This window comes from Acinetobacter sp. YH01005, assembly GCF_013420465.1.
Taxonomy (GTDB): Bacteria; Pseudomonadota; Gammaproteobacteria; order Pseudomonadales; family Moraxellaceae; genus Acinetobacter; species Acinetobacter amyesii.
Genome location: NZ_VOYA01000003.1, coordinates 35343 through 51304 on the forward strand (window position 1 = coordinate 35343; position 15962 = coordinate 51304).

A 15962-nucleotide genomic window follows, 5' to 3' on the forward strand; every position below is an offset into this window, starting at 1 on the left:
AATCTTTTAAACGATTAAAGTCACCTGAACGCGTTTCACTGGCGGACAAACGGTGCATTGGATGTGAGTAACTTTCACTGTCACATTGCTCGAAGAGCATCCATTCATATCTGATAGAGCGTCTTGATACGGAATTATCATCGTACCTTTACAAACTGTGCAGATCCAATGCATCAAACGTTGTGGCCTGAACACGATTTCCAGGGAGCGACTGGTCTGATGTGTATCAGTTTACGTTTAAAAACCAACCTTGGTTGGCACATATTTTTTTGGGGCAAACTGTTTTATGTACCTACGGCACAATTAAACGCAACAGTTTGCAGTTTTGCCGATATAATAAGCCTTCGGCGTCGGCATAATTCTTTTGGGACCTTTCCGAGCTAAATGAGTAATTGCTTGAAAGTTCAATGACAGTAAATACTGAAATGAATCAACTTTTACTCAGTTACGGTGGTTTCCGTGCGCTGACTATATCAAACCTTGCATCATCTGCCTATGGGCTAAGCTTATGTTTCTTGCGAAAAGTATAGCTTAAATGATCAATTTTTAATCAATTTTAGTATTTTTTTAGGTTACAGTAACTGTATGAATTCTACGCAAGAATGGCAAAGCGTCACCTGGTTTGAAGTGGACGAGCATCAGGCGGGTCAACGTATTGATAATTTCCTGTTTAGTCGTCTGAAAGGTGTGCCTAAAAGTCGCATTTATCGTCTGATTCGTGAAAGCCAAGTCCGCGTCAATAAAAAACGCGTCAAAGCGGAAACCAAACTCAATATTGGTGACCAAGTTCGAGTTGCTCCAATTCGTTATGAGCAAAAAGATGAGTCTGCGGTTCCCGTATCGGACAAAGTCGCGCAAAGTTTACTGAGCCGTGTGGTGTACGAAGATGAAGGCTTAATGGTGGTAAACAAACCTTCTGGTATTGCTGTTCACGGCGGTAGTGGTGTGGCGTATGGCTTGATCGAAGGCTTACGTGCCGCAACAGGGAAGAAATACCTTGAGCTGATTCACCGAATTGACCGCGACACTTCTGGTTTGGTGATGATTTCGAAAAAACGTAGTGTGTTAAAAAGCCTGCAAGACATGTTACGTGAGCACAAAATCCAAAAAACTTATGCTGCTGTGGTGAAAGGCGTGGTGAGTTTGGATAAGCAGCTCATTGATCAGCCTTTGCATCGTTACGAACTGGCAAATGGCGAGCGTCGTGTTCGTGTATCACCTAAAGAAGGTAAAGAGTCGAAGACGCTGTGGAACGTGAAAGAACGTTTTATGCATGCCACCTTGGTGTATGCGTCTCCACTTTCGGGCCGTACCCATCAGATCCGTGTACATGGTTTAAGTATTGGTCATCCATTGGTGGGCGATGAAAAATACGGTCATGAAACTGAATACCGTGGTCCAAAGCCACGTCGTTTATGTCTGCATGCTATGCGTTTAGAAATTCCGGGTTACCAAACCATTGAAGCGCCATTGCCAGAAGATATGCAAAGCCTTGTGGCGCAGCTACGCGCGCAAAAAGCCGACAAAGTGGTGAAGTCTTCAGAAGATGACGAGTAAGTTTTAAATACGAGACTTCTCTCCCTGAGCAGGACTGCTTCGTAAGTTTTCTTTCTCCCTCTCCTTTAAGGAGAGGGCCGGGGTGAGGTAAATAAATTGATGCACTCCAGAATCTGAATTACCAAACACTGAATCAAATCTAGGAAAACGTATGAACTCAGCTGTAAAACTAGTCATTTTCGATTGGGATGGCACTTTATTTGATTCTGTGGGTCAAATTGTAGCGAGTTTAAAATTTGCAGCAGATCAATATTCACAGCCGCTGACCGATGCTGATGCGAAAAGTATTATTGGTTTAGGTCTGCCGGAAGTCGCACAGCGGTTATTTCCGACGGTTCCTGAATTGCACAGCGAAATTTTGCAAAGTTATGCCGATCACTATGTGGCCCATTCCAAAGGGGATATGTGGTTTGATGGTGTCGCGGATATGTTGCAGGAATTACGCGATGCCGGTCTACAATTGGCTGTTGCAACAGGAAAAAGTCGTAAAGGTCTAGACCGTGTCTTGGCTCAAACGCAAAGTCATGAGTTGTTTCGTGCGACACGTGCAGCCAGTGAAACCAAATCTAAGCCAGATCCGTTGATGTTGGCAGAAATTTTGGCGGAAACAGGACTACGTGCCGATCAAGCCATTATGGTTGGTGATACGTCGTATGATTTAGAAATGGCCCTCAATATTCAGATGCCACGTGTAGGCGTGAGCTATGGAGTGCATACTGTAGAAACACTCCAGTGTTTTCAACCCTTACATATTGCACATAGCGTAGGTGATTTGACTGAATTTCTACTAGAACACGTGAAATTACGTCTAGCTGTATAGTTTTAGATACAAACGAGTAAAAAGGGTGAAATTTGTTTTCACCTTTTTTGTTACCAAATGAATAGTAACGCAAGCTCTAGTTGTTGAAATGAGTAAATTCAATTATTTAAAAAAGTAATAACACTAGATTTTTCTACAATAACAAGCAGTCTTCTAGCAAATTTACCTTAAAAAGTTGAGCGCAACTATTTGGCCTTTTACCACAAGCTGGAATAGATTCTTTGTTTGAATTTTATGATTTATCTTGTTGTTATTTATTGAATTATTTTTATTTGAAGAAAGTGGCGTACTTAATTTATCATAATTGAACATTGTTATTCGGGTATTAGGCTGACGCTAAAATAATCTTTTAATCTTATCTTTTAGTCGTATAAGCCAAGTTTTTTAGTAGAGATTCAGATTTAAGGGCGAAAAAAATAGTGAATTTTATTTAATTATTTTGACTTAAGTTTTTGAATATTAATAATAAATAATGATTAATTTATAGCTAATAGCTATAGTCATAAATAAAATAAGTATTGGTATTCACTTTCTAAAATCTCGATGCTAAATGCATCTAAACATAACGTGTAGTATGTCAAGTGAAATGCTTTAGGCGAATCCTGACATGACTTTCATCACTTTGATTTTGATGGTGATCGGGATGAAACACGTTGTGCATCCAATTTTTGCAGTTTAAGGAAACATTGATGTCGAATTCTGCTGTTGTTGAATCAGTTGCGCAAGCATTACGCGATGCGGAAGTAAATCAGGCTGCGATTGCACCGATCCGTCCACAACTTGGTGGTGATAGTGCTGATGTAGATATTGCTTATGCCGTTCAAGAAGTGAATACCAAACGTGCGGTGGCAGAAGGTCGTCGCCTTGTAGGTCGTAAAATTGGCTTAACTTCAAAAGTTGTACAAGCGCAGTTAGGCGTTGATCAACCTGACTTCGGTATGTTGTTTGCTGACATGGCGTATGGCGATGGTGAAGAAATCCCTGCTGGTTTATTGATTCAGCCAAAAGTTGAAGCAGAAATTGCTTTGGTGATTAACCAAGATTTGACCAAAGAAAAACACACCTATGCAGACATTATTAGTGCAACAGAATATGCACTGCCTGCAATTGAAGTGGTCGATAGCCGTATTGAAAACTGGAAAATCTCGTTGATTGATACTGTGGCAGATAACGCATCTTCAGCAGGTTTTGTGCTGGGTTCTAAGCCTGTAAAACTTGCAGATCTTGACCTTGTAAATTGCAAAATGGTCATGACTCGTGGTGAAGAAGTGGTTTCACAAGGTGTGGGTAAAGCGTGTCTTTCTAACCCATTAAATGCAGCAGTGTGGTTGGCTGACGAAATGGTTCGTCGTGGTCGTCCATTGCTTGCAGGTGACATCGTATTGACCGGTGCCTTAGGCCCAATGGTTGTGGCAAATCCTGGTGATGAATTCAAAGTTGAAATTGAAGGCTTTGGTTCTGTGACTGCAGCATTTGCAGCGAAATAAGCTTGGGTTTTACGGAATTTTTAAGAGTACACATTCATGAAAAAGATTAAATGTGCATTGATCGGTCCAGGGAACATTGGTACTGACTTGCTTTACAAACTTCAACGCAGCGAATTTTTAGAACCAGTATGGATGGTTGGTATTGACCCGACGTCTGAAGGTTTGGCTCGCGCTGCTAAAATGGGTTTAAAAACCACTGCTGAAGGCGTAGATGGTTTACTTGCACACGTAATTGAAGACGACATTAAAATCGCATTTGATGCAACTTCTGCCTATGTTCATGCTGAAAACAGCCGTAAATTGAATGAACTTGGCGTGTTAATGATTGACTTAACACCTGCTGCAATCGGTCCATTCTGCGTACCACCAGTAAACTTAGAAGCGTTATTGGATGCCGGTGAAGTTCCGAACGTCAATATGGTGACATGTGGTGGTCAGGCAACGATTCCTATGGTTGCTGCGATTTCACGAGTTCAGCCTGTTGAATATGGCGAAATCATTGCAACAGTATCAACAAAATCTGTGGGTCCAGGTACACGTAAAAACATTGATGAATTTACTCGTACGACTGCTGGCGCTATTGAAAAAGTGGGTGGTGCGAAACAAGGTAAAGCGATCATCATCATTAACCCTGCTGAGCCACCACTGATGATGCGTGATACTGTTCACTGTCTTGTTGAAGGTGAACCAGATCAAGCAGCAATCACTGAATCTGTACATGCGATGATTCTTGAAGTTCAAAAATATGTACCAGGTTACAAACTTGTAAATGGTCCTGTATTTGACGGTAACCGTGTTTCAATCTTCTTAGAAGTTGAAGGTTTAGGTGATTATCTTCCTAAATATGCAGGTAACCTCGACATTATGACTGCGGCAGCTGCACGTACTGCAGAAATGTTTGCAGAACGCGTATTAAACACTGCTGAAGCTTAAGGAATACCAAAATGTCTAAGATTATTATTAATGATATGACTTTACGTGATGGTATGCATCCTATGCGCCATCAAACTACACCTGAACAAATGGTTGCCATTGCAACTGCTTTGGATGATGCAGGTGTACCTTTAATCGAAGTTACGCATGGTGACGGCTTAGGCGGTAACTCTGTGAACTATGGTTTTGCAGCAGCAACCGATGAAGAATACCTAAAAGCGGTGATTCCAAACCTGAAACAGGCGAAAGTATCTGCACTTTTACTTCCTGGTATTGGTACGGTTGACCATTTGAAAATGGCACATGATGTTGGTGTAGCAACTATTCGTGTTGCAACGCACTCAACTGAAGCTGACGTTTCTGAACAGCACATTACTGCTGCACGTAAACTTGGCATGGACACTGTGGGCTTCTTGATGATGGCGCACATGGCAACTCCTGAAAAACTTTTGGAAGAAGCCAGCAAAATGGTGTCATACGGTGCAAACTGTATTTATGTGACTGACTCTGCTGGTTATATGTTGCCTCAAGACGTGACTGACCGCGTGGGTATTTTACGTGCCAACCTGGCTTCAGAGATCGAAATCGGTTTCCACGGTCACCATAACTTAGGTATGGGTGTTGCGAACTCTGTTTCAGCGGTTCAAGCTGGTGCAACGCGTGTCGATTTAGCTTCTGCAGGTTTAGGTGCAGGTGCAGGTAATACTCCACTTGAATTGTTTGTTGCGGTTGCCAACCGTATGCAAATGGAGACAGGTGTGGACTTGTTTAAAGTGCAAGACGTAGCAGAAGATCTGATCATCCCGATGATGACACATCAAATCCGTGCTGACCGTGATGCAGCAACTTTAGGTTATGCAGGTGTGTATTCTTCATTCCTATTGTTCGCAAAACGCGCTGAAGCGAAATACGGCGTATCTGCTCGTGAAATTCTTCTTGAGCTTGGTCGTCGTGGTACGGTTGGTGGTCAAGAAGATATGATTGAAGACTTGGCATTGACCATGTCTAAAGCAAAAGAAGCCAATGCTTAATTTGCTTTAAGTCAAAAAGCGCCCGAAATGGGCGCTTTTTTTATGTCTCAACTGACTATATGGGCTTGGTTTTTAGTTGAGATTGAATTGATGCATAGAAAGCGGATTGAAATAAGAAAAATTCTGCGAACCAATGGTCGATTTCGAGCAGTCATGGTGGTGAAATTTAACTTTAAGTTGTTGATGATTATATAAATTAAATATCATGTCATAGCTAAATTTTATAACTCAAATAAGGATAAATCTCAGCAAAAAACTTTGTTTAAACTTAAAAGCAATTAATACAGCGCATGTAATTGCAAAAAATAAAAAACTTTAAATTTTATGTTAATAAAACATGGGGTTAATTTAATCAGTTGTTCTAAATGATAAAAAAGAGTTATTGTTTTAATCTCTAAGGAAAATAAGCAGAAATAGCTTCCAAAGTTCAAGTCGCACAAAAGCCTGATAAACCTTAATACTGTAGTCGGATTTTTTTCCAAGGTATTGTTGAGCATGATGATGTCATAGCTTAATTTGATCACTGGGAATAAGCCATGCGTCGTCAAAATTTATGGATAGCAATTCTTGCTGCGACAGCAACATTAGGAACATCTGCAACTTATGCGGACTTTGTTGACGACAGCCAAGTACAATTGAAATTTAAAAACTTCTACTTAGACCGTCAAATTAAAGAAAATCCGGCGGGTAACTGGGGTTCGTGGTCACAAGGCATTACTTTAGATGCGAAATCGGGTTATCACGATATTGGAGGTGGAATCCAAGTTGGTGCAGACCTTTTGGTACAGCACGCATTTAAATTGAATGCTCGTGACAAAAATGCTGATTATATTTTGCCGCATGATGGTAAAAAATCTAAGGATGAATTCGGTAAGGTGGGTGCAACCCTAAAAGCGAAGGTATCTAAAACAGAACTTCGCGTAGGTGAATTATTGCCGATTTCACCAGTTTTGACCTATGATCCAACTCGTCAGTTAGTGACCACCTTCAGTGGTGCTTGGTTAGAGTCAAAAGATTTAAAAGATACCAAATTGACTTTGGCTTATGTGAACGGCATTAACAACCGTTATGACAACCAATTCCGTGATTTGACATTATTTACTTTAGGTCAACCAGGTGGTCATGCAGATCAAGGTCTTGAATCTGACGGCATGATTATCGCAGGTGTGGATCATCAATTTACCCCTGAACTTTCAGCAGGTTATTGGTTTGGTGATGTAAAAGATATTTATCAGCAGCATTATGTAGGTGCGGCATACAAAACCAAATTGGGTGAAAATGCTAAATTAGATAGCCATGTACGTTACTTCGATACAGCAGATTCAGGTAGCAGCTTATATGGTCATTTAGATAACCAAGCATTATCTGCTAGTGCAAAAGTGAATTATGGCGCGCACACTGTTGGGTTGAATTACCAGCAAATGATGGGGGATAGTGCATTCCCAACATTGGGTGGTTGGGTTCCAGGTGCTTATTTGTCGAACTGGGGTGTAGCAACCTTCACTCAAAAAGATGAAAAATCTGTAGGTGTAAATTACAACTATGATTTCTCAGGATTGGGTGTGAAAGGCTTGAATGCAACTGCGGTGTATTTCACTGGTTGGGATGCTGAGGTGAAAGGTGTGAAAAACCAAGACTCAGATGAGCTTAATTTGATTGTTAATTACACGGTACCTGAAGGTCAGTTAAAGGGTTTAGGTGTACAAGCCATGTATATCGATGCAAACTTCGACTACAAGTCTGACTTGCAAGAATACCGTGTGGCAACAACTTATACCTATAAGTTCTAATTTCTCAGGATAAAAAAGAGGGAAGTGGATTCATTGCTTCCCTTTTTATTCGCTGGTTTATTTAAAAAAGAAATACCTCAAAGATTTTATGGATATATTTTTGAGTTATGTATTTAAAAACAATAACTTAAATTATAGTCTATTTGTTGTTTATGATCGTAAATATGTATCAGTTAGCAGTGGCTGAACAGGTAATATGAGACTGTAAAAACCACAAAATCCAAAAGAGTCCCCCTTGTGTTTAAATCCGTTATGGATTGAAACATAAGCTCTACGCAATACGAGGAGCATGTATGAGCACTGTTCAGATTCCTGACTATACAACTGATTCATTCTTTGGTTTAGAAGATAAATGGATTGAAACTGCTGAAGGCGAATTAACGCATTACCACGAAGTGGGTGAAGGCACACCAATTCTATTTTTACACGGTTCAGGTACAGGTGTATCTGCTGCGGCAAACTGGTGGTTAAACCTTCCACAAATTGGTGAACAAGCTCGTTGTATCGCTATCGATACGATTGGCTATGGTCAAACTGTTGTTGCACCGAATACTGCTTATGGTATCCGTGCTTGGGTTGATCACGCTGTACGTACGTTAGATGCCCTAGGTATTGAAAAAACTTGGTTAGTGGGTAACTCACTCGGTGGCTGGTTAGCATTCCAAATGGCTTTGGACTATCCAGAACGTGTATTGGGTATCGTGTCTATGGGTACAGGCGGTGCTAAACAAACTGCAGCACTTAAAGCACATGCAAACCCTGTATTAACCGAAGAAGGCATCAAGAAAACCTTGTCTATGTTTGTTGTAAACAAAGACTTGATCACAGACGAATTGGTAAAAGTACGTTTCGCTTCTGCTGCAAATGACTATGCATCAAATCGTTTGATGGATGTTGTTGGCGCACGCGACCGTGACCGTTTCGAATTCCCACTCGACTTTGAAAAAATGAAAGACATTACTGTGCCAGTATTGTTGATTCACGGTGTACAAGACGTGGTGATTCCAGTATCTCGTACGTGGGATATTTTGAACACAGTTCCAAATGCGGATGCGCATATCTTTAGCCAATGTGGTCACTGGTCACAAGTTGAAAAAGCAGAAGAATTCAACACCGTGATTAAAGATTATTTAAAAGCGCGTGGTGTGTAATTTCTTGTCACTGACATGAAATTCAAAAAAAGGATGGTTTTGCCATCCTTTTTTTTATATAAATCTTTTGAAAGAAATACTTTAAATGAGTATTATTCTCATTAATGGGTCGACAGTGTACGGTCTAAATCAGTAAAAAGGCATAAAATAAGCTCATCTGAATGGTTGGGGAAGGGGAATTATTTATTAGACTTAAGTTGTAAATCGGCAATTTTTAGCAATTTTTATCAATGTCTAAACTAAAATTTATAAGTTATTTTCCATCAAGTCGATATGCATGATAGATAAAATGCGTCGATTAAAACATTTAAACGATTAAAAAAGCGACTTTTTAGCCATAAAAAAAGCACCATTATTCATTTTAAAAATAATGGTGCTATATCTATAAATTATGACTTGGCGAAAATTAACGCTGTTCGTGATTAATATCGAGATAAAAAACTTTGGTTAGCAGTTCAAGGAATTTATCTACAGCCACAGAACTCGCCGTTTTTCGGTAACTTACATACAAGTCTAGATACGGTAATTCGACATCTAAAGGACGAATCACCGTATTGTTCATGGTCAATGGCGCGATGTATCCCGGTAGGATCGTGCAGCCTAAGCCCATGCCGATGGAGTTAATGTTAAACAGGATATTGTCGGCTTTTTGCACGATATTAAATTGAATATCATGGGTCGAAGCAAAGTCCAAAATGGCTTCATGCAACGTGCCAGATTGTTCACGTGCAGGAATGATAAAATCAATCCCATTCAATGCTTTAACTGGAATGCGCTCGTACTTCGCTAAAGGGTGATCTTTGGGTAAAATAAAGATCAGCGGTTCACGCAGTACAAACTGACTTTCAATTTCGTCGCTGTGGAAGTTATTGCGGGTAAAAGTGATATCCAGTTCACCTTTTTGCAGCAATTTCATCTGATCGCGGTTATTTAAACTGAGTAATTCAATCTTGAGTTCTGGGTTCTGAACACGTAAATTTGGCAGCACATAAGGGAAGATTTTCATCTCTGCAACAGGGACAAAACCAATGCGCAGCATCTGCTGTTTGGCTTGTGAAACCTGACGTGCCATAGCCACAGCTTTGTCTGCTTGTGCCAAGGTTAAACGTGCTTGTTCTAGAAATACGGCACCTTCTTCTGTGAGCTCAACTTTACGTTTAGTACGGTGCAACAGTTTTACGCCGACATCTTCTTCAAGATCTTTAATTTGTTGGCTTAAAGAAGGTTGAGCAGTATAAAGTTTTAACGCAGCTTTACTGAAATTGAGTTCTTCAGCGACAGTAATAAAGTAGCGTAAGTGTCGTAATTCCATATAATCAACCCGTGGAGTAATCCAAAAAATGTCTTACTTAGAAGTCCGTTCAGTATAATCTATAAACAACTATTGCGTGAGGATTATTTTACCATTCACGAAATAAATGGTGTTCTCGGCAATTTAAAAAAAATGCCATAAAAAAAATCTACCGTAATAATCCATAAAATCTCTTAATTAAAACAAAATAAATATTTCCCGAAAATCGGTCTAAAATCCATCATCGTTGAAAAGTTGAGTCTATTACTTTGTGCCTTACTGGTCACAGGAGAGCTTTTCATGAGTGGAAAAATTGATGTGCGCGAAATCGATGCTTTAGTCGATGCACAAAATGGACGTATCACGCCATCTATCTATACCGATCCAGACATTTACGAACTTGAATTAGAACGTGTGTTTGGTCGTACATGGTTATTCCTATGCCATGAGAGCCAAATTCCTAAAGCCGGCGATTTCTTCAATACCTACATGGGTGAAGATCCGATTATCGTGGCACGCCAAAAAGACGGCTCAATCAAAGCATTCTTAAACCAATGTCGTCACCGCTCTATGCGTGTGAGCTTCGCAGACTGTGGTAATACACGTGCATTTACTTGCCCGTACCATGGCTGGTCTTACGGCATTGATGGTTCTTTAAAAGATATCCCACTTGAAGACCGCGCGTTCCCGCACGGTGCTTGCAAAGAGAAATGGGGTCTTGTTGAAGTTAACCGTGTTAAATCATACAAAGGCTTAGTATTCGCTTGTTGGGATGAAACTACACCTGACCTAGAAGAATACATGGGCGATATCGCTTGGTATTTAGATGGTGTTCTTGACCGTCGTCCAGGTGGTACAGAAATTATCGGTGGTGTACACAAGTGGGAAATCGAGTGTAACTGGAAATTTGCAGCTGAACAGTTTGCATCTGACCAATACCACGCATTGTTCTCTCACGCATCTGCGATCCAAGTATTGGGTGCAAAACCAGATGACGAATCATCTAAGAAATTAGGTGCTGCACAAACCGCTCGTCCTGTTTGGGAAACTGCGAAAGACGCGATTCAATATGGTTCACGCGGTCATGGTTCAGGCTTCTTCTTTACTGAAAAACCAGATGCAAACGTTTGGGTAGACGGTGAAGTAGCGAACTACTTCCGTGAAACATTTGATGAAGTTAAAGAGCGTCTTGGTGAAGTGCGTGCACTTCGTCTTGCAGGTCACAACACCATGTTCCCAACATTGTCTTGGTTGAACGGTACTGCAACGCTTCGTGTATGGCACCCACGTGGTCCAAACAAAACTGAAGTGTGGGCATTCTGTATTGCAGACGCTGAAGCATCTCAAGAAGTGAAAGAAGCATTCGAACGTTCTGCAACACGTGCATTTGGTCCTGCTGGTTTCCTTGAGCAAGATGACTCTGAGAACTGGATTGAAATTCAAAAAGTTTTACGTGGTTATAAAGCCCGTCAAAACAAATTAATTATGGAAATGGGTAAAGGTAACGAGAAAGTACGTGAAGATGGTATCCCGGGTATCACTAACTACATTTTCTCTGAAACTGCAGCGCGCGGTATGTACCGTCGTTGGGCTGACCTATTGATTCATGAAAAATGGGAAGACGTTGAAGCTGCGGCTGACGAATATGAGAAGGAGCTTATGAAATGAGTCAAGTTAGTTTAGAACTCCATCACCAAATTAGTCAGTTCCTTTATCAAGAAGCCAAGCTTCTTGATGACTGGAAGTTCCGTGATTGGTTGGCTGTGTTAGCGGAAGATATTTCTTATACGCTTCGCACCACACCAAACGCGCAAACACGTGACCGTCGTCGTTCGATTGAGCCGCCAACAACTTGGGTATTTAACGATACTAAAGATTTGTTGGAACGCCGTGTAGCTCGTTTAGAGACAGGTATGGCTTGGGCTGAAGAACCTCCTTCACGTACAACACACATGGTTTCAAATGTGATTGTTGAAGCGACAGAAGTTGAAGGCGAATACGACGTTTACGTAACGTACTTGTTGTACCGTACCCAGAAAGAGAAAGATGTAACAATCTACTGTGGTAAGCGTCACGACAAGATCCGCAAAGTTGACACTGAGCAAGGTTTCGAAATCTTCAACCGTAAGATTACCCTTGATCAGGTGACTTACAACTCACATAACCTGAGCGTGTTCTTCTAATGAATAAGATTTTTGTTTGCCAAGTTGACGAATTAGACGAAGGCGAAGCATTGAAAGTAGATTGCGGCGTTAACGGTATCGATGCGCTTGCAGTATTCAACAACAATGGCGAATTTTTCGCGATGAACGACCGTTGTTCACATGGTAATGCTTCAATGTCTGAAGGTTACCTTGAAGATGATGGCACTGTTGAATGTCCACTTCATTCGGCTCGATTCTGTTTGAAAACTGGTCAAGCATTATGCTTACCAGCAACAGATCCTATCAAGACATTCCCTGTGATTGTTGAAGATGGTGCTTTATACGTAGAGATGGCAGGAGAGTAATCATGGGTTGGCTACAAGGCGAAGTTGCACTTATTACCGGTGGTGGTTCAGGCTTAGGCTGGGCATTGGTTGAACGTTTCTTAGAAGAAGGTGCACAAGTTGCTGTTCTTCAACGTTCTCAATCGAAAGTTGATGCATTGAAAGAACATTTTGGTGACCGCGTGCTTGCGATCGCAGGAGATGTAGCCAGCTATGAGGATAATGTTCGTGCAGTTCAAGCAACTGTAGAACATTATGGCAAACTTGACTGTTTCGTCGGAAACGCAGGTATCTGGGATCATTACGCAGATATCGTCAATACATCGGGTGAACAGCTGGAAAAAGCTTTTGATGAGATTATGGGTATTAACACCAAATCTCTCATCTTAGGTGCCAAAGCTGCACTTGATGCATTGATAGCTTCGGAAGGTTCTATCATATTTACTTTGTCTAACTCAGCACTGTATTCGGCAGGCGGAGGCCCTGTATACACAGCGTCTAAGCATGCTGGCGTTGGGATCATGAAAGAATTAGCCTACGAGCTTGCGCCTAAAGTACGAGTGAACGCTGTTGCTCCGTCGGGTATGAATGTAAACATCAAAGGTGCTGCTTCTTTAGGCCAAGAAAACCTCGGTCTACTCGATGCACGCGATCCTGAGAAGATTGCACGCGGCATGCCGCTCAATTTCTTACCCGAACCTGAAGATATGACTGGTTCATACGTGTTATTGGCTTCTCGTCAAAACAACCGCCCATTAACTGGTGTTTTAATTAATGCTGAATGTGGTCTGGGTATCCGTGGTTTACGTCAACCACGTGCTGGCTTCTTTGACGAGATTTAATTCGCCAAATACGTAAAGGACTTACTCGGCAGCCGTCTTGGCTGCCTTCCGTTTAGGAGTCACCCATGGCCGTTAAACTCATTTGTGCATCGCACAGTCCCCTGATGAAATTTGCTTCTCCGCAAGAGAAATATAAAGAGGAAAAAGTTCGTGAAACTTTTGCCCAACTTGCGAAAGAAGTTGAAGACTATAATCCAACATTGATCATTACTTTTGGTCCAGACCATTTCAATGGTTTCTTCTATGACCTGATGCCAAGTTTCTGCGTGGGTATTCGTGCCAAAGCCGCAGGTGACTGGGATTATGGTAAAGACAATGATCACATCAACGTACCTGAAGAAACTGCAGTGAATTTAGTACGTCGTGTGTTGGATGAAGGTGTTGATGTTGCGTACTCATACCGTATGCAAGCAGATCATGGCGTGACTCAACCATTACATTTCCTTTGTGGTGGCAAGCTTGATCGTTATCCAACGATTCCAATTTTTATCAATGGTGCTGCTGCACCGATGCCGACAACTAAGCGTACAGTCGCTTTGGGTCGTGCAGTCGGTCAGTTTATTCAATCATTGAACCTCGAAAATGAACGTGTATTGATTTTGGGTACAGGTGGTCTTTCACATGATCCACCAACACCGCAAATGGGTTCAGTTCCACCTGAAGTGGAAGAGTTCTTGATTGCAGGTCGTAACCCAACTGAAGAGGCACGTAATACACGTCAAGGCAAAATCATTGCTGTCGGCCAAAAACTCGCGGCGGGTGATACCTCTGTGGCTGTGCCTTTAAATCCTGAATGGGACCGCGCACTCCTCGCAACGTTCGCCAAAGCTGACTTTGCTGCCATTGAAGCGATGACTGAAGCTGAAATTCGTGCCGAGGGCGGTCGTGGTGGTCAAGAAGTTCGTTCTTGGATGGCTGCATTTGCTGCACTGCATGAAGTGGGCGAATACGATATGACTATACATTGCTACGAAGATATTAGTGAGTGGATTGCGGGCTTCGGCATCGTATCTGCAGAATTGAAATAAGGAATATACCCATGAGCCAAAATGGTATCGAAACCATCGTTATTGTTGGAGCTGGTCAAGCTGGTGCTAGCGCCATTTTAGAACTCCGTGCGAACAAGTATGAAGGCAAAATCATTTTGGTGGGTGATGAAACACATCTTCCTTATGAACGTCCGCCTTTGTCAAAAGACGTGATTTTAAAACCTGAAGACACCAAAATTGAAATTTTGTCAGAAGAAAAACTGGCAGATTTGGGTGTTGAGCATATTCGTGGTAATGGTGTGATCAGCCTTGACGCAGCAGCGAAAACTGTTCAACTCAAAAATGGCGAAAGCATTGCATTTGATAAGTTATTGCTTGCAACAGGTGGTGCTGCTCGTCGTTTACCAAACTTTGATGCTTTGGGTAAGCACGTTTATACCCTGCGTAATCTTGAAGATTCGCAAGCGCTTGTCCCTGTTTTACAAGCGGGTCGCCGTATTGTATTGATCGGCGGTGGTGTGATTGGTTTGGAACTTGCATCTTCTGCACGTTCTAAAGACTGTGAAGTGACTGTCATTGAAATGGGTCCAATGGTGATGGGTCGTTCATCTCCACGCGTGTTGAGCGAATTCTTATTGGCTCAGCAACGTCTGGCAGGTGTGGATGTCCGTCTTTCAACGGCCATTGCAGATTGCAAACTCGATGGTGAAGAAGTGGTTATTACCCTTGAAGGGGGTGAAGAACTGCGTGCGGATGCGGTGATTTACGGTATTGGTATTGTGCCAAATGCACAGCTTGCTGCTGAGGCTGGCTTAGATGTTGACCTTGCCATTAAAGTGAATGAAAACTGTCAAACTTCGCATCCTGATATTTATGCAGCTGGCGATGTGGCAACTCAGCTTCGTGACTGTGGTAACCATCGCCGCGTGGAAACATGGGAAAATGCCAACCTTCAAGCGGGTATTTTTGCCCGTCATGTGATGGATGTTGAACATCCAACGCCAAATCCAGCATGGTTCTGGACGGATCAGCTCAATATTAACTACCAATTTGTAGGTGATATGGCTGCTGAGGAATGGATCGCACGTGGTGAAGTAAATCCTGAATTAGCTGCAGAATCATCATTTGTTTTATTTGGTGTTACTGACGGTGTAATCGTGGGTGGTATCACTGTAAATGCTGCGAAAGAGATGCGTCATTTGAAAAAATTGATTAGCAAGAATGCGACGTTTGAAGCGGATAAATATTTAGATTTAAGCCAAGATTTACGTAAACTTGTAAAGTAAGCTGAATGTCTAAGAGGAGCAGACTTGCGGTAACGTAGGTCTGTTTTTTTATGTCTTTAGTTTTAGCGTCGCACTAATAAAGCTATTTTTGTAGTCCATGTATACAGTTTTAGCTTATGTAGATCTATTCAACGGTTTTAATCCTCCCCAGCCCTCCTTTTTCAAAGGAGGGAGTAGTCTTTGTGAAGAATGGATTTCGTTTGGATGGTTCCCCCTCTTTTTTTAAAGAGGGGTTAGGGGAGATTATTGATCGTTTGAAGAGAAGTCCATATACCCCAAACGATCGGGTGGCATTCA

At 41.7% G+C, this 15962-nt stretch carries 14 protein-coding genes and 1 pseudogene; 14 read left to right on the top strand and 1 reads right to left on the bottom strand.

The window, feature by feature from the left end:
- Positions 1-221 precede the first annotated feature (221 nt).
- From FTT72_RS16370 to FTT72_RS01750, 8 genes and pseudogenes are all read left to right on the top strand, one after another.
- Positions 222-530: pseudogene (locus FTT72_RS16370) on the top strand (hypothetical protein).
- A gap of 55 nt (positions 531-585) precedes the next feature.
- Positions 586-1557 (top strand): RluA family pseudouridine synthase, encoded by a 972-nt coding sequence (locus FTT72_RS01720; protein ID WP_078189751.1) that lies wholly within the window; start codon positions 586-588, stop codon positions 1555-1557.
- A 151-nt stretch (positions 1558-1708) separates the two neighbouring features.
- Entirely contained in the window at positions 1709-2377 is a 669-nt protein-coding gene (locus tag FTT72_RS01725; RefSeq protein WP_180177761.1) for an HAD-IA family hydrolase, read from the top strand.
- Positions 2378-3066: 689 nt separating this feature from the next.
- Positions 3067-3864, top strand: a complete 798-nt coding sequence (gene mhpD, locus FTT72_RS01730; protein WP_180078115.1) for a 2-keto-4-pentenoate hydratase — start codon at positions 3067-3069, stop codon at positions 3862-3864.
- Positions 3865-3900: 36 nt separating this feature from the next.
- Positions 3901-4797, top strand: a complete 897-nt coding sequence (locus tag FTT72_RS01735; RefSeq protein ID WP_078192779.1) for an acetaldehyde dehydrogenase (acetylating) — start codon at positions 3901-3903, stop codon at positions 4795-4797.
- An 11-nt stretch (positions 4798-4808) separates the two neighbouring features.
- The gene (dmpG, locus tag FTT72_RS01740; RefSeq protein ID WP_111884105.1) at positions 4809-5828 is read left to right on the top strand and encodes a 4-hydroxy-2-oxovalerate aldolase; all 1020 of its coding nucleotides are present in this window, start codon (positions 4809-4811) and stop codon (positions 5826-5828) included.
- 536 nt (positions 5829-6364) lie between these two features.
- Positions 6365-7618 carry an OprD family outer membrane porin gene (locus FTT72_RS01745; protein ID WP_180177762.1) on the top strand — a complete coding sequence of 418 codons (1254 nt, stop codon included), beginning with the start codon at positions 6365-6367 and terminating at the stop codon, positions 7616-7618.
- A 293-nt stretch (positions 7619-7911) separates the two neighbouring features.
- Positions 7912-8769 carry an alpha/beta fold hydrolase gene (locus FTT72_RS01750; protein WP_168377928.1) on the top strand — a complete coding sequence of 286 codons (858 nt, stop codon included), beginning with the start codon at positions 7912-7914 and terminating at the stop codon, positions 8767-8769.
- 406 nt (positions 8770-9175) lie between these two features.
- Here FTT72_RS01750 and hcaR read toward each other — a convergent pair whose 3' ends face one another.
- On the bottom strand, positions 9176-10081 hold the full coding sequence (hcaR, locus tag FTT72_RS01755; RefSeq protein ID WP_180177763.1) for a DNA-binding transcriptional regulator HcaR: 906 nt from the start codon (positions 10079-10081) through the stop codon (positions 9176-9178).
- Positions 10082-10360: 279 nt separating this feature from the next.
- On the opposite strand from hcaR, the gene hcaE reads away from it, so the two are divergent.
- The 6 genes from hcaE (at position 10361) to hcaD (ending at position 15665) form a co-directional block, all read left to right on the top strand.
- Complete coding sequence (gene hcaE / locus FTT72_RS01760) at positions 10361-11728, top strand: 3-phenylpropionate/cinnamic acid dioxygenase subunit alpha (RefSeq protein ID WP_067763943.1); 1368 nt, start codon at positions 10361-10363, stop codon at positions 11726-11728.
- Positions 11725-12243 carry a 3-phenylpropionate/cinnamic acid dioxygenase subunit beta gene (gene hcaF / locus FTT72_RS01765; RefSeq protein WP_180010270.1) on the top strand — a complete coding sequence of 173 codons (519 nt, stop codon included), beginning with the start codon at positions 11725-11727 and terminating at the stop codon, positions 12241-12243. Before hcaE ends, hcaF begins: the two co-directional genes overlap by 4 nt.
- Entirely contained in the window at positions 12243-12569 is a 327-nt protein-coding gene (gene hcaC / locus FTT72_RS01770; protein WP_067763933.1) for a 3-phenylpropionate/cinnamic acid dioxygenase ferredoxin subunit, read from the top strand. The genes hcaF and hcaC overlap by 1 nt, the downstream gene beginning before the upstream one ends.
- Before the next feature lie 2 nt (positions 12570-12571).
- Entirely contained in the window at positions 12572-13390 is an 819-nt protein-coding gene (gene hcaB, locus FTT72_RS01775; protein WP_078192772.1) for a 3-phenylpropionate-dihydrodiol/cinnamic acid-dihydrodiol dehydrogenase, read from the top strand.
- Positions 13391-13455: 65 nt separating this feature from the next.
- Positions 13456-14418, top strand: a complete 963-nt coding sequence (locus FTT72_RS01780; RefSeq protein ID WP_180177764.1) for a 3-carboxyethylcatechol 2,3-dioxygenase — start codon at positions 13456-13458, stop codon at positions 14416-14418.
- Between the two features lie 11 nt (positions 14419-14429).
- Positions 14430-15665 carry a 3-phenylpropionate/cinnamic acid dioxygenase ferredoxin--NAD(+) reductase subunit gene (gene hcaD, locus FTT72_RS01785; protein ID WP_180177765.1) on the top strand — a complete coding sequence of 412 codons (1236 nt, stop codon included), beginning with the start codon at positions 14430-14432 and terminating at the stop codon, positions 15663-15665.
- Positions 15666-15962: the final 297 nt, after the last annotated feature.